The organism is Pseudoalteromonas sp. SIMBA_162, assembly GCF_046535955.1.
Taxonomy (GTDB): Bacteria; Pseudomonadota; Gammaproteobacteria; order Enterobacterales; family Alteromonadaceae; genus Pseudoalteromonas; species Pseudoalteromonas marina.
The window spans coordinates 1-264 of record NZ_JAWJBQ010000556.1 but is presented as its reverse complement, the minus strand read 5'-3'; the positions used below and the strand labels follow the sequence as shown (position 1 = coordinate 264).

The window sequence follows — 264 nt, the reverse complement described above, 5'->3', positions numbered from 1 at the left end:
CCGCTTTTTTGCACACCGCCGTAGATCCAGGAAGGCCACGATGTCGGACGCTCAAGTCGCAACTCCCCCGCAGGACGTATTGGACAAGGCTGTCGCCGAAGGCGGCGCCTATGAGGTGCTGCACAAGCGCCTGCTGGACCAGGGCCAGCGCCTGCGGGCCACCACCGACGACCTCAACCAGAGGCGTCTCGACGAGTTTGGCAACAGCCGCATGGAAGTGGTCGGGCGGGTGCGCATCCGTACCGAGAACAACTGCATCGCCCG

General features: G+C 64.8%; 1 protein-coding gene. It reads left to right on the top strand.

The window, feature by feature from the left end:
- Window positions 1–40 precede the first annotated feature (40 nt).
- The coding region (locus tag R0J88_RS20895; protein ID WP_410901009.1) for a DNA repair ATPase at window positions 41–264 on the top strand (224 nt) is incomplete at its 3' end.